Below are 13,659 nucleotides of genomic sequence, written 5' to 3'. Positions count from 1 at the left end.
GCTTATTTGGATTCATACACGGGACGGAGGTTGAGCACACGCCCCGTCTCGTTTACTTTTTGTGCAAAAGGCAGGGACTTCCCGATACCGCTGGCATCCCAGTCCCGGCAATATGCCTCGATAGCTTTCTGGTGGCTGCACCGAAGTTCCTTCTTGTAAAGCTTCAGTGCCTCCTTTTCCGCCCGTTCGGTCGTGTAGGTCATGTAGCACTCGTGCGGCTCTTCCACGCCATACACGCCGCTGGTCGTCCCCCGGCGGATGAACACTTCGCGGAAGAAGCTGCGCCCATCCTTGTTCTCCAAGCGGTTGATGGTAAATATCTTCTTGCAATCCACCTCGGTCAGACCAAGAATCTTTCGGATTTCGTCAAAGCGTTCCTTGAACTTGCTTTGATCCAGCAGCATCACCACGTCCGAGTTGTTGATGATGGCCTCCTTCACGATTTCGCTGCCGATGATGTCCTGTATCTCCTGCGTCACCACGCCAACAGAAGCCCAAAATTTACGGGCGGTCTTGTACATGAACTTGATGTATTCCGCCATGAGCGGGCTGGCAATGGCCTTCCACGCTTCCTCGATGACAAGGACTTTACGGTTCTTCTTGATGCGCATTTTCTGCAGGAACACGTCCATGATAATCAGTGTGACAATGGGAAACAGTTTCTTATTTTCCTTGATTGCATCCACTTCAAAGACAATGAATGTCTCGTCAAACAGTGCCGAATCCACTGTCTCGTTGAGAATTTTCTCATACGCACCGCCCTTGTAGAACGGCTGCAGCATGGTCGAATAGGTCGAGTAGCTGATTGTCGTGATGTCGTTTTCGGTGCAGATCTGCTCCAGACGGTCGAATGAGTAGTCAAAGAATGAGTTGAAACTCAGCTCCGTCACTTTGAGGGCCGCCCGCCGTGCCTCAAGCACCTCTATCTGTTTGCGCACCATCTCATCCACCTCTCTGGGTGGTTTGTTTGGGTTCTTTCGGCTGGCCGCCGCAAACAGGTTTTTCAGCAGTACCTCCCGTTGCTCGTCGGTGTATCTTGTAAATCCGTTGAAATAGGCATCATAGTAGTCTATGATTATCTGCTCGACAATGCGGAACTCAATTTCGGGGATTTGGCTGTCCGACCCTTTCCAAATCATCAGGATAAGGTTCTTGAGGAAGTCTATCTTCTCGATGTTGTATTCCTCCCGGTTGATGCGAAACGGATTCATCGTGATAGGCCGTTCTTCGGTATAGCTGATATACTTGCCGCCCAGATACTCGCACAGTCCCTCGTATGAGTTTCCCGTATCGACCATGACCACATCCGTTCCCTGCTCATGGAGCTGGCGCACGACCGAGTTGATATGAAAGCTCTTGCCACTCCCAGAAGGCCCCAGACAAAAGAAATTCGAGTTGTCCGTCAGCTTGTTCTTTCCCTCTTTTCCCGTGATGTCAATAGCCACCGGCACACCCTGACGGTCGGTGTAGTAAATCTTCAGCGGTGTTTCCTCGCTGTGCAGCACGCGCTCCTTGTACATCAGGCACATCGCCGCATCGGAAAGGGTCAGGAAACGGTCGTATTCCTCATTGAGCGTGTAGCAGTTGCCCGGAAACGAACCGACGAACAGTTCCAGTTGGTTGTACGCCCGCTTGCTGATATGGATGCCCATGCGCCCGAATGCGTTTTCCAAGTGGTTCGTACACTTTTGCAGGTCTGCACCGGCAGATACGGCTACCACCATGTTGAAGTGCGTATATACCAGTTGCTTGCTTTCACGGGCAATGACCTCCTGCACACGCTTGATGTCCTCGACCGCCATCTGGTTGTTCGGGTTCGGAATACTCGCGTGGCGGTTCTTCTTTTTGTCGAGCATCGCCAGTTCCCGTTTTTGGTTGGGTAGGAAGATGACTTGGTTATAGACCACCGTCTCGGCGTCCGGTATGTTGTCCACCACCGAAGCCAGATCGACCGGCATTTCCGTGTTGTTCACCTCGATGTTCGTGTACGGACGTATCATCGAGGGCAGTGCGGCACAGTCCACGTCCACAAGGCTGTACACCTTGCAGCGTTTGTCGCCCATCGACACCGTTTCATCGTCCGCCTTGAAGTTCGTCATCGACACGGTGCGGTCTTTGAAGTTCATGGCGAAGTAGCGGTCGACATACTCGCTCGCCTCGGCTTTGTTCAGGAACCTGGCCTGTACGCCGCTGTCATGCAGTTGGTCATGCACCTTGCGGATTTTCACGAGGAAATCGCGCCACTTCTTGTTGTCGAACGAGAACAGGCGGCTCTTTTTCGCCTCCTGCGTGATGGTCAGGTAGCAAAGGCTGTCCGTGTAGGGACGCCCTTTGAAGTAGCGGAAATACGACGCCGACAGGAACTCCTGCCCGTCAGCCGGTTCGCTTGCAAACTGTTTCCTGACGAAGATATCCTGCTTGTGGATGGCGTACCCTTCGCCTAAGGTCTGCGCAAGGGCGGTGAACAGGTGCGTGAAGTCGTAGTAGCTATCTATGTCCGCCGAATATTTCTGTACCGGATTCTCTATCTTAAGTACGGCGGAATATTCGCCGGTCTTGGTGTACAGCACACCCACACCGTCCGTTTCCTCCGCTGAGAAATAGATGTCCTGAAAGATTCGCTTGCGCTTGCCGCCCGTACCGAACGCATAGACCGACAAGGCCATACCCGCGCACAAAGCGACAAAACATAAAATGATGTATAGGGTCATTTCGATATACGTGTAATTAAATAGGGGCAGGTTCGCCTTGCTTCAAGACAAACCCGCCCGCGTTCAACAATCAATAAAGCCATGCACATTGCCGTGATGGTTTTTCTTTCGTCAGATCTTGCGCGAGTGGGCATACACATACACACCCGGAGCGACCTTCTTGCTATGCAGTCCTTTCCGCTGTTTGAGAAGGATGAGCACGATACCGACCGATACGACGGTAGCCAGCACGACAAGCCCGGCAATGAAACCGAGCAGGCAGTAGGCGGCGACAAAGCCGACAATGGCTCCGCACGTCGTCACCGCCGCCCAATATATGTACCGGCCTTGGATGCCCAAAAACTCAAGAGGCCGTTGCAGTCCCTTGAACAGCGGATAGTCCGGATAGCGTTCGTCCTTGCTTTTCATACTTATCCTTGATGTTTAAGCGGCAATACCGAAGAACAGAGGCAACGCCTTGGCCGCCGCAATGAGGAAGATACATGCTCCCACGACCATCATAATCTTCTTCTTGACGTCCTGCTCCTCGTTGTTCATGGCGATATATACCGAGATTGCACCCACGATGGCCACAACGCCGGCAATGGCGTAGCACAATTTCACCATAATAGGCACATACTTGGCAATCTCATCGGCGACAGTGGATAATGCGCTCGTACCGGCGGAATAGTCGCCTGCGGAGTTCTGCGCTTTCGCCACCATGCCGGACAGCAGCATGAAGGAGAACATCATTACTTTGGTAGGGATTCCGTTGACGAATCCGAATGCCTTGCGGCACAGCTGTTTGGTTTTCTGAAACATACGTTTACTTTTTTAGTGAATATTTTATTTGTCTGCGACCTGATACAAGTAAGGTTATATGCGGTAGCCGAAGAAAGCCGGGAAAACATAGAATGCCCCGATCAGGAACAGGCACGCGCCGACAAGCGTCATTATCGACTTGGTGATGCCGTCCTCGCCCGTGTTCATCTTGATGTATATCTGACAAACGGACACGATGACGTAAACCCCGGCTATGGTGCAACAGATATACTGGACATAGAGCATCATCGTCACCACGAAGTCGTGCATCGTGGCCAACGCGTCCGCTCCCCAGCTATAGTTCACGCTGCCGCTTTTGGCAAAAGCCGTGTAGGGGAACGGGAGGCACAGCGCACATAGAATCTTTTTAGCTTTCGACATCTCACAACCGGTCTTGAATTGGGTTCCACTTTATTTCCGGTCGGTTGTCTAACCGTCCCTTGGAAATCATAGCCTTGTACATCTCCTCCGACGTGCGTGCGTCCGACAGGTAAGGCGTGGTCTCTTCCATCTGTTCCTCCGCCTCGGCCTTCAGCCGTTCCAGTTTCTCCTGCGCCGTTCCCGGTTTGTCCTTGATGTCCTCCTCAGGGGATGTTTCGGAAGAGGTAGCCGTACTTTCCGTCTCGTAGTTCTCGCTACCGATACTGAAGCCGCTCTCGCTTTCCGTGACAGCCACACTCTCTTCCTCTTCCGGTGCGCCGAGGTCGAAAACTTCCTCGTCCGGTTTGTCCGTCCCCTTTTTCCCGTAGAGGTCATGCGCTATGATGACGGCGTAGTAAATGATGTAGGCAACCGTCAGGACAATGGCAAAAATGAAATATGAGTTCATGTATTTAGTATGAATATTAAAAATTCGTATTAGTATGATTTTGCAAAGAAACGCACGAAATATAAAACCATAAAATAATTGAGCATTAAACATCTGTTTCGTTAATGAGATTTGTGTAAGTTTCAAAAATCGAACTATTAAATCGTACTATATTGCAGTCTCTATGGTGGGAAATGGAGAAATCGGGGCAATCGAGTAGGAGGTAAACACTAATCATAGGTGTTTATCTCCTATTTTCATGTTTACCGACCTCTCACACCACCGTACGTGCCGTTCGGCATACGGCGGTTTCGTGCTTTTACACCTCACGATGTGTAACAAGTTGTTTTCAGCCATCCCTTCGAGATACGTCACTTCTATTCTATTGTCGGATTCCGTCCTATCGTGTGAATAGAGAGTTCCTTTTAGGACATCTGACGACAAAAGACTCTCAAGGTAGCAGTCATTTACTATTGTACTGCACAATTCAGTCCTTCCCTTTAGGCAACCCGTGCCTTGGGTACTATGACCTCTGCTGACTTCTCACGACAAGCTTTACTCCGTCATGGTACATCAAATACATCATCTTCACCATGCGTCCGTGAGACCTCCTCGGATAAGGGCATTGTCTTTCCATCTTATACCTACTTCATTTACACCGACCGTTCCGAATAGCTATTGGACTTTGATTTGTTTAGCAATCTTATCCACGGTCACATGCCTTATATAAAGTTTCTGTCCGTTAGGTCAGATATTTGTCGCCAGCTTCCTTCAGATTCCACCTCGCGATGGACACCCTTGCCTTTGACTATGCAATTCCCGCTATTAGGGCTTGCTCAGGACTTTCACCCGTTAGACAATGCTCATGCCGAGCGTACTAAAAAAAGCTCTCGTGGTGGAGAGCTTTAGGTGGCAAAAGAGAACATTGAATATCAGCGTTTCTTTCCGCGCAGGTAGTCGTTCAGGTCTTTGTATTCCGCATAGTGGCAAGATTCATCGCTGACACGTCCGCCATACATCCCGGCAATGGTCTCTGTGGTTCTCTGCCCGGCAAGGTCATTGTCGAGATAACAGTGAATGTCCGAATACTCCTGTAAACGTGCCAGCGTCTTTTTCAAATTGTTTACCGAGTTCATCACGAGGTAGTCGCATGGTATGGCAAGACAGACCGTCCGGTCGCCTGCCAGTTTCAGTGTCATATAAGAAAGAAAATCCATGAATCCCTCGAAGACACAGACGTTTTCCTGTGTCTCTTCTGTCAGATGTCTTATCAATGAGATGTCCTTGTTATTCAGGCATCCCTTGTAATAGGCGTTTCGCACCTCGTAACCGCCTGATATATTGCCGAATGCGAGAGCGAAGTAATGACGGCCTCGCAGTTCGTAATGCACCTCCTTGCAATACATACGGCTGATGTCCGCGTCGATAAGCCGGGATTGGAGGTAAGAGAACAGGGCGTGATGACGGAGTGGAATCACGATCACGTCTTTCATTTCAGCCTCCACCGGTCGGGGTGGAGCGGTCAGCATACGGGTTCTCGGTAGTGATGCGCCATTCACAAGCCTCTCTATATACGCCAGGGCCTCGCTCACGCAGTCCGTCCGGCAAATGTATTTTGCCAGTTCCACCAGGTCGCCACCGGTCGCCTCGCCGAAATCGTACCATTCATTGATGCGGTCATTCACTTTGAACGACGGGGTACGCTCGTTCCGTAACGGTGAGAGATACCAGTATTGTCCCGATTTTATGTGCTGCGTATGGTGACCGAGACGTGCCAGAAAATCCACGATACGCACTTGTTTTGCTTCTGCTATGGTCATGTCTTTTTTCTTTCACTTGGTTTCACGAAAATGGTTTAGTTTAGTTTTTTCCTATATATATAAATACTAAAGTAAACTAAATCATACAGGCCCGCGCCCGGCATCATTCTTCATCAAAAAGCATGGCCTCGGTAGGCGTCATGTCATAATAGAACAGCTTGTCCCGTTTGATGATGAGCTTGAGGTTGTCTATCAGGTATTGCATCAGTTTTATCATGACGCTCCGACCACGTTTGAACCCGATTGCCTCATAGGAGACCATCAGGCTTTGCAACAGGTTGTCGAATCCCCGGATAGGCTTTTCCCCGAAAGCGGCGGAGAGGGCTTCCCGGTGCTGTTCGATGCTCAGCTCCGTGAACCCCGTCCGAGCCTTGGGCTTCGGGGGCTCTCCGAACGAGTGTCCTTCCGCAATGACGGGCAGCCCAGTCTCGTTGATGGTGAACGCAAACGGCTTGAACTCCTTTTCCCGGATATGGAGCGCATGGACTTCGCTGATACCGGGATTCTCGTTGCTCTTGCTGATGACAAGCACGGTTTCCGCCTTGTTGCTCATTTCCGTACCAATGTGTCCCCGCACATTATTATCCCCTTTGTTCAAATGGAGTACACAATGGATATGCAGGTCGTACCTTGAAGACCATTCCATCATCCGGTTGATGACTTCCACCGATTCACCGGTGCTGTTGATGTCAAGCATCAGGTCGCGGATGCCGTCAATGATGACCAGCCCATAGCCTTTGTTCTGACGCAGCGCATAGTCGATGACCTCGACACGCACCGACGGCGAATATTCACGCAGGCAGAAGAAGTCGAGATTCTCCGGGTCGGTTGTCGTGGGCAGCCCGGCCAGCCGCAATATGCGCTCCAATACCGAGCGGCAATGGAAACGGCTCTGTTCCGTATCGACGTACAGAATCCGCTGTTTGCCTTCGGGCAGATGCGCACGGTAGTTCAACACTTGTTTCCCGGCCAATGAAGCGGCGACAAGCGCAGAGACATTAAACGTCTTCTTCGACTTTGCCTTTCCTGTCGATGCACTGAAATTGCCGAGCGTGGCAATCGTCGAGTTGTCTATCCAGATGATTTGCGGCGGGGTCTCATAAATGTCCGTTGCCTTGATTTGCGAGGCCAGAAGGATGTCCGACAGGCGGTGTTCATCCATTCCCATATCGGCTGAGCGGTCAGTCTTTCTTTCGTTTTCCATTGCGTCTCTTATTAAGGAACGGTTCTGTGGCGGCGGCTTCCGTCGCCATGCGCACGGCCTCGTTCACTGTAGGTTCATAATTCTGCAACAGCCATTCGTCCAATTCCTCCTTGGCGAAATAGACCATTTTACCGCGCGGTTTGTAGTGCGGTATCTCCTTGCTCGATGTGAGCTTGTACAGCATACTTTCAGAAACCCCGATATACATACAGGCTTCCTGAAACGTGAACACTCTCTTGGTCGTGAAGATGGTATTTTCCAGCAACGTGATACGCTCCAAGAGACTTTCGACCGGTTCCAATTTCTTTAGTACCGATTCGATGGCGGCGAGCCGTCCGCTCATCCGCTCCATGAATGTCATTCTATTCGGCATAATAACATGGTTTGATTTTTGACAATGGAGATGCAACCTCCGTTATGCAGCGCGCTAACGGAGGTCAAAGGTATGTCCGGTAAACGAAGATGCCGTGATTTGGGGAATGATACTATGCGCGTATCATTGCAACTCTCATGCTTTTACCTTTCACATACTTCGCTTCTTGTCACTTCCTGTCATTCTTTCAGCCGGTCAATGGTCTTTCGGATGCCGTATGCGACCGATGTCATGTTGTTCTTGATGGATGACAGCGCGGAAGACAGGGTCGATACCGAAACGGAACGTGTCCCGTCCTTGGACTGCAGGAATGCACCCTTGCCGAGAACATTCTGCCACCGGGACTGGATAAGCGAGTTTTCAAGAAGCGCGTCGAACAGGATTACCACACGGCGGATATTGTTCACTCGGATGGAAAAGCCTTTCTTACAGGCGAAAAGAGCCTCCATGTCTTCAATGCGTACAGAAACACAGAACAGATGATAAGTATTGGCACAAGCCACAATACTTTCCATCTGTTCCGGGGTAAAATCACAGCCAAAAGAAAGGGAGAGATCTGCCGGTCGGTCAATGTGGGGCGGACCGAGCGGAGGCAACGATTCCGAGGTATCATACATCCGTTTCAGCTTCATGCACTCGTCAAACGTGAAATTCGGCGTAGCAAAGCAAATCTGGACGAAACGGGCGTACTCGGTCAGCAGCCCCTTGACGATGTGGATGTTCATTTCGTGGCAGTTCCGGCAGGCCGCATGGTCGCAGTCTATGTACCGGTGTCCGTTTACGAAATCGTCCACATAACGGTGGTACTGTTTACCACCCGACACAACATCGTGGAGATAAACTGTTTTTGCTTCGGTTAGCAGGGCGAAAAGTTCATTCGCCACATCCTTCTCCGCAGCGAAGTGCTGCAGGTGTTGGCTCCCTCCAAAAAGAGAGAAGGCCGTCTTCAGGTCTTTTCATGTCGATTTACCTTTTTGAGTTTATAATATGTGATGAAAGCATTAACTTCGGTTGCGTTCACAACCGGAGCAATGCCATAAATTGATGTTTGTAAATTAGACATGAACCACATAGTGCCGTCAATTAGTGAAACAAACCGTTTACAAGATTCACTGCCTCGTCCTTCTTCTTGTTGATAATCTTGGCATACACCTGTGTCATTTTTACGTCGGCATGACCGAGCAACTTCGAGACGGTATATAAATCCGCGCCGAGCGTCAGCATCATGGTGGCGAATGTATGCCGGCTGGTGTGATAGGAGAACCGCTTGGAGATTCCGGCTGCTTTCGCCCAAGGTTTGAGCTGCATCCTGATTGTATTGGCGGACGGCAGGTCGAACACATTATCTTCCGATGATTTTCCCCCACGTTCCGGCATCCACTTCAACGCTTCAGGAGAGAGGGGCAGGTAAATAGGCTCTTTGGTCTTTTTCATGGACACGGCCAAACGGTACTGTCCCCGGTCAACGAACACGTCTTTCCATTTCAACTTGATTATATCGCTGATGCGCAATCCGCAGAAGCAGGAGAACAGATACGCGCATTTTACTATCTCGTATTCCTCGTGGGGCATAGGAGTGTCAATCAACGCCTGTACCTCTTCGATGGTCATGTACGACCGCATACTCTCCGGCTTACGGATTTTCTCCGACTTCTCAAGCTCGTTGAAAGGGTTGGCCTTCATCTTTTTCTTCCTGACGGCAGAGTTCAACGCACCGTTCAACGCACGGTAATAATTGTGAAGCGTGTAGTTTGATATGTCCTTGCCTTTCGGATGATATTCCGTCAACAGATAAGTGATGTAGCCCCGGCAGAAGTCCCCGTCAATCTGATCCAGTGTGACCATTTCTCCGGCATAGTCTTTCAGTATGCGCATGGCAATCTTGATTTGGTTGCCGTCTTTCTTGCCCGCACTCTCTTGGGCTTCCATGTAAACCTTCATCCAGTCCAACAGATAAGTCTTGTCCTTACGGAATACGATTCCTGCCTCATTGCTGGTCAGTTCGATAATACGTTTCGACTTGATGGCATTGGCGGCATCCATTGTCGCCTGATTCTGCCTACGGGCATTATTATCCGTCTCCGGGATAATATACATCTTGAGGTATTCATACGTCCGCTTTCCATCGCGGTATATATCCAGATATAGACTCTTGCTGCCATCGCTCAACGGCTTCATCCGAAGACGAATCGGCTCTTTGACTTTTGTATGATTCTTAACTCGTGCCATAGGGATTCCTTTCTCATTTTTCCTATTGCAAATATACGGATAAGTATCGAGATTAAGAAACAAATAAGAAACAAAATTGCACCAAATAAGAGCCAATTCACTGAAAGTACTGAAAACAACTGAAAATAAAAATAGGCTTATAAAACACTGATTTATAGCTTATTTATTATCACTTTATTGGGTGTTGTTTGCATTTTGTATATATACTGCGTAAATCTGGTAAATTGAAACTACGGAGACGATTGCGTGATGCTTATGCTATGCCTACGCATAGCGTGCATTCACGTACTCTCCGTAAAGGCTTTACCAGAGCCATCGCTTGAAAGTAGTGTGAATTGCACGCTACTTTTTTGCCTCGCCAAAAAGGAAAGGAAATACGTTATGGCGAAAATACAATTACTTGCCGTTATCTCAATAGATGGCTGTCCGATGAAACTGCATCCCCGGAAGCGGTTGCTTCAAACCGAAGATTACGGTATGGATGAAATACGTGCCAATGCCCTGTATAAGCTGACATCCGACTATTCGGTATCCGTGCTTCAAGAATGGAGAGAGGAAGGTGGAAGCATTTGCCATTTGTTGGAAGTAACTGCCGGGAATACCGAATATGCCAACGGACTGTTACGGATGAACGTGATAGATGAAATCATACTATACGTTGTTCCAACCATCGACGGAAACGGAGCGCATTTTTTCAAGTCAGCACTACCTATGAATGACTGGCGGCTTATGGAGAACAAAACTTATAGGGACGGAGTAATCCGGCTTACCTATCATAAAGAGCCACGGGCATAAAATGTTCAGATTATGAACATCTTGGCGGAATTTCCGTGTTCAGAAAGTGAACACATGTTCAGAATCTGAACACATTTCACAAGGGATGCAATCAAGGATAAAATTATTTTTGAATTTTATCTTTCTGAAAAACAATGTAGTACAATTTTCTCACAATCTTTTCTCGTGTTTAGGGCTATGATTTGCCCATATATCAGTGTGCGCACACTGATAAACAAGTGTAAACCCTCAAAACAGAAAAGATAATGAACCATCTCATATTGGCGGAAACACAGTTTTTCGCCCTGATAAACGGAAAAGACAACGGTAGCACGGAAACGGCATACGGCGGATTCGTGCAGGAAGTAATAAACCTGTGCTACGGCGGCAATGATGCCAAGCATATTATTGTGGCGTTGGCTTTTGCCGAAATCGAATTACAGCACCATCCGCAGAACTTGTCGGCATCGGAGGAGAATGTCGTCACTGTGTATATCCGCAAGGCGTTATCATTCATCCGAAAGATGCAGAAGATGGTATCCGCTTCTGCAATTACCTCCGTGCCACCACTAACATCCACATCCGAAACCAAAGCCACAGTCCCAGCCCTGCAATGGACCGGTAATGCCGTCGAGTTGGTAGAACTAATCTATGCCCTCTACGCCACCGGCTGCATCAATGGCGGCAAGGCTTCGCTGAAAGAGCTTGCCCCTGTCCTCTATTCTTTTTTCGGTGTGGAGTCCAAAGACTGCTACCGCTTCTATACGGACATCAAACGCAGGAAAAGCGACAGTCGCACCTACTTCCTTGAAAAGATGCAGGACAAACTGAACGCGAAGATGCGACATGACGATGAATTGGAGCGGATGAGGAGATAAACGAATGCCAAACAAAGGATAAGCGGCCGGATTATACGGTTTCTTATCCTTCTTCATTTACAATCACTCTATTATCTGCCGGAAAGCCGATTAAAATCATTAACTTTGCAAGTATTAATCAATGACGGATGAAAATAGATAACCTCGAAATATTGAATGGACTGATTGCCGGAGCCGAAGGCGGGACAGTTGAGTTCAAAGAAACTACCGGGCAGTTGGAGCGTGGAATTGAAACTCTTTGTGCCTTCTTGAACGGTACGGGCGGCACGGTGCTGTTCGGTGTAACCGACAAGGGAAAGATTATCGGTCAGGAAGTGAGCGACAAGACGAAGCGCGATATTGCGGAAACCATCAGACGAATCGAGCCGTTTGCGACCATTGATATATCCTATACAGACATTCCGGGAACGAACAAAAGTGTTATAGCTTTATCAGCGGAAGAACAACGATATATGCGCCCGTTCACCTATAAGGGGAGGGCTTATCAACGGATAGAGAGCGTTACATCTGCCATGCCGCAGGGTATATACAACCTGTTGGTTATGCAGCGAGGCGGAACCTATGCTTGGGATTCCATGCAAAATCCCAGCTTGAAAATATCCGACCTTGACGAAACGGCAATCTTGGGCGCAGTACGTGGAGGAATCAGAGGCGGACGTTTGCCGGAAGGTTCTATGCAGGAGGATGTCCGAACCATCCTTGAAAAATTTGACTTGTTGAATGATGGAAAGCTGAACAATGCTTCCGTTGTCCTATTCGGACGAAACTTCTACCATTATCCCCAATGTCTGCTCCGTTTAGCCCGGTTCAAAGGAACGACAAAAGATGAATTTTTAGATAATCAGCGTGTGACAGGCAATATATTCAACTTGCTGGATGCTGCAATGGCATTTTTCTTCAAGCATTTGTCCCTTTCCGGTAAAATTGAAGGTTTGTACAGAGAAGAGGAACTGAATGTGCCATATAAGGCATTGAGAGAATGTTGCATAAATGCTTTTGCACATCGTGTTTACCATCGCCCCGGCAGTTCAGTCGGGATTGCTATCTATGATGACCGCGTGGAGATTGAAAACAGCGGAACATTTCCGCCTGATATTACCATTGAGAAACTGTTGGGTGGCCACAATTCCGAACCACAAAATCTGATAGTAGCCAATGTGCTGTACAAAAGTGCAGTATTGGAGAGTTGGGGACGTGGCATAGCCCTTATGGTAAACGAATGTCGCCGTGTCGGTATTCCGGATCCGGAGTTTCATACCGACGGCAATGCTGTATGGATTGTGTTTCATTATACAAGAACTACAGTAGGACAAGACCCCACAGCAACCCCACAGCAACCCTATAGTAACCCCACAGTAACCCCACAGTTAGGAAAACTGTTGTCTGCTATTGGGAACAACACTCTCTCTGCTAAAGAAATCATGGAGAAAACGGGAATGAAAGATAAAAGGAATTTCTTAAAGAACTATATCCATCCGGCAATAAATTCCGGTTTGGTCCTTTCACTTTATCCCGTAGGCTCCAAGAGTCCGCAACAGAAATACTATCTTACTGATAAAGGTAAAGGTTTCCTGCAACAATAACGGGTATGGCTAAAAAGAAGAAACATAAGAATGATGTAAAAACTGATTTACCGATAATCATGGATTATGGTATCGGCAGTATATCCGTTTATGACCCGGCAGACATGATGCCATACAACGAGCCGCCAATTAGCGAACAAATCCGCTTCAAGAAACTCGGCAAAGAGATGAAATCCGAGTTCAAGTGGCTGGTATCTTCCGTAGTGATTGAGTATTGGCAAGAAAACCGACAGATACCTTTCGGTGAAGAAATGTCGAAACTCAGAACCAGACTGTTGAGAATGTTTGCCGAAGAATACAGCATACTGCTTAAAGACGATACAGAGCTGAAAAATTATTTGCTGACGCTTGCCATTACCACCATCAACAAGCATCTCAAATCTGAGAATAAAAAGAGGGCGTCAAAACTCTCTTTTTAACAAAATTACCCTTGCTACAGATATCTGTGACAGGGGTAATTTTCATATTTGGGGTGTTT

The 13,659-nt window shown here is 48.4% G+C and carries 14 protein-coding genes; 4 read left to right on the top strand and 10 right to left on the bottom strand.

What is annotated here, in order from left to right:
• Positions 1 to 2: 2 nt before the first annotated feature.
• From CZ225_RS14655 to CZ225_RS14600, 10 genes are all read right to left on the bottom strand, one after another.
• Positions 3 to 2,711, bottom strand: coding sequence for a TraG/VirB4 family ATPase (locus CZ225_RS14655; protein WP_077154587.1), 2,709 nt, complete (start codon positions 2,709 to 2,711; stop codon positions 3 to 5).
• A gap of 111 nt (positions 2,712 to 2,822) precedes the next feature.
• Complete coding sequence (locus tag CZ225_RS14650) at positions 2,823 to 3,119, bottom strand: hypothetical protein (RefSeq protein WP_005944213.1); 297 nt, start codon at positions 3,117 to 3,119, stop codon at positions 2,823 to 2,825.
• Between the two features lie 15 nt (positions 3,120 to 3,134).
• Positions 3,135 to 3,512: a DUF4134 domain-containing protein gene (locus tag CZ225_RS14645; protein WP_004301347.1), complete on the bottom strand. Its 378-nt coding sequence runs from the start codon at positions 3,510 to 3,512 to the stop codon at positions 3,135 to 3,137.
• Positions 3,513 to 3,566: 54 nt separating this feature from the next.
• The gene (locus CZ225_RS14640) at positions 3,567 to 3,893 is read right to left on the bottom strand and encodes a DUF4134 domain-containing protein (protein ID WP_004301348.1); all 327 of its coding nucleotides are present in this window, start codon (positions 3,891 to 3,893) and stop codon (positions 3,567 to 3,569) included.
• A 1-nt stretch (position 3,894) separates the two neighbouring features.
• Complete coding sequence (locus CZ225_RS14635; protein ID WP_018452175.1) at positions 3,895 to 4,341, bottom strand: hypothetical protein; 447 nt, start codon at positions 4,339 to 4,341, stop codon at positions 3,895 to 3,897.
• Between the two features lie 911 nt (positions 4,342 to 5,252).
• Entirely contained in the window at positions 5,253 to 6,140 is an 888-nt protein-coding gene (locus tag CZ225_RS14620; protein WP_004301350.1) for a toprim domain-containing protein, read from the bottom strand.
• A gap of 103 nt (positions 6,141 to 6,243) precedes the next feature.
• Positions 6,244 to 7,344: an AAA family ATPase gene (locus CZ225_RS14615; protein WP_004301351.1), complete on the bottom strand. Its 1,101-nt coding sequence runs from the start codon at positions 7,342 to 7,344 to the stop codon at positions 6,244 to 6,246.
• Entirely contained in the window at positions 7,322 to 7,696 is a 375-nt protein-coding gene (locus CZ225_RS14610; RefSeq protein ID WP_005944205.1) for a helix-turn-helix domain-containing protein, read from the bottom strand. Before CZ225_RS14610 ends, CZ225_RS14615 begins: the two co-directional genes overlap by 23 nt.
• 200 nt (positions 7,697 to 7,896) lie before the next feature.
• Positions 7,897 to 8,601: a hypothetical protein gene (locus CZ225_RS14605; protein WP_004301353.1), complete on the bottom strand. Its 705-nt coding sequence runs from the start codon at positions 8,599 to 8,601 to the stop codon at positions 7,897 to 7,899.
• A gap of 199 nt (positions 8,602 to 8,800) precedes the next feature.
• Positions 8,801 to 9,946 carry a site-specific integrase gene (locus CZ225_RS14600; RefSeq protein ID WP_004301355.1) on the bottom strand — a complete coding sequence of 382 codons (1,146 nt, stop codon included), beginning with the start codon at positions 9,944 to 9,946 and terminating at the stop codon, positions 8,801 to 8,803.
• A gap of 381 nt (positions 9,947 to 10,327) precedes the next feature.
• Between CZ225_RS14600 and CZ225_RS14595 the strand changes: the two genes are divergently transcribed.
• From CZ225_RS14595 to CZ225_RS14580, 4 genes are all read left to right on the top strand, one after another.
• Positions 10,328 to 10,741: a dihydrofolate reductase family protein gene (locus CZ225_RS14595; RefSeq protein ID WP_004315319.1), complete on the top strand. Its 414-nt coding sequence runs from the start codon at positions 10,328 to 10,330 to the stop codon at positions 10,739 to 10,741.
• A gap of 245 nt (positions 10,742 to 10,986) precedes the next feature.
• Complete coding sequence (locus CZ225_RS14590; protein ID WP_004309735.1) at positions 10,987 to 11,598, top strand: RteC domain-containing protein; 612 nt, start codon at positions 10,987 to 10,989, stop codon at positions 11,596 to 11,598.
• 128 nt (positions 11,599 to 11,726) lie between these two features.
• The gene (locus CZ225_RS14585) at positions 11,727 to 13,181 is read left to right on the top strand and encodes an ATP-binding protein (RefSeq protein WP_004309736.1); all 1,455 of its coding nucleotides are present in this window, start codon (positions 11,727 to 11,729) and stop codon (positions 13,179 to 13,181) included.
• 5 nt (positions 13,182 to 13,186) lie between these two features.
• The gene (locus CZ225_RS14580) at positions 13,187 to 13,600 is read left to right on the top strand and encodes a hypothetical protein (protein WP_005643906.1); all 414 of its coding nucleotides are present in this window, start codon (positions 13,187 to 13,189) and stop codon (positions 13,598 to 13,600) included.
• Positions 13,601 to 13,659: the final 59 nt, after the last annotated feature.

Source organism: Bacteroides bouchesdurhonensis, from assembly GCF_900155865.1.
GTDB classification, from domain to species: domain Bacteria; phylum Bacteroidota; class Bacteroidia; order Bacteroidales; family Bacteroidaceae; genus Bacteroides; species Bacteroides bouchesdurhonensis.
Note: the sequence above shows the minus strand (reverse complement) of the source record. Positions and strands in the feature narration are given on the sequence as shown.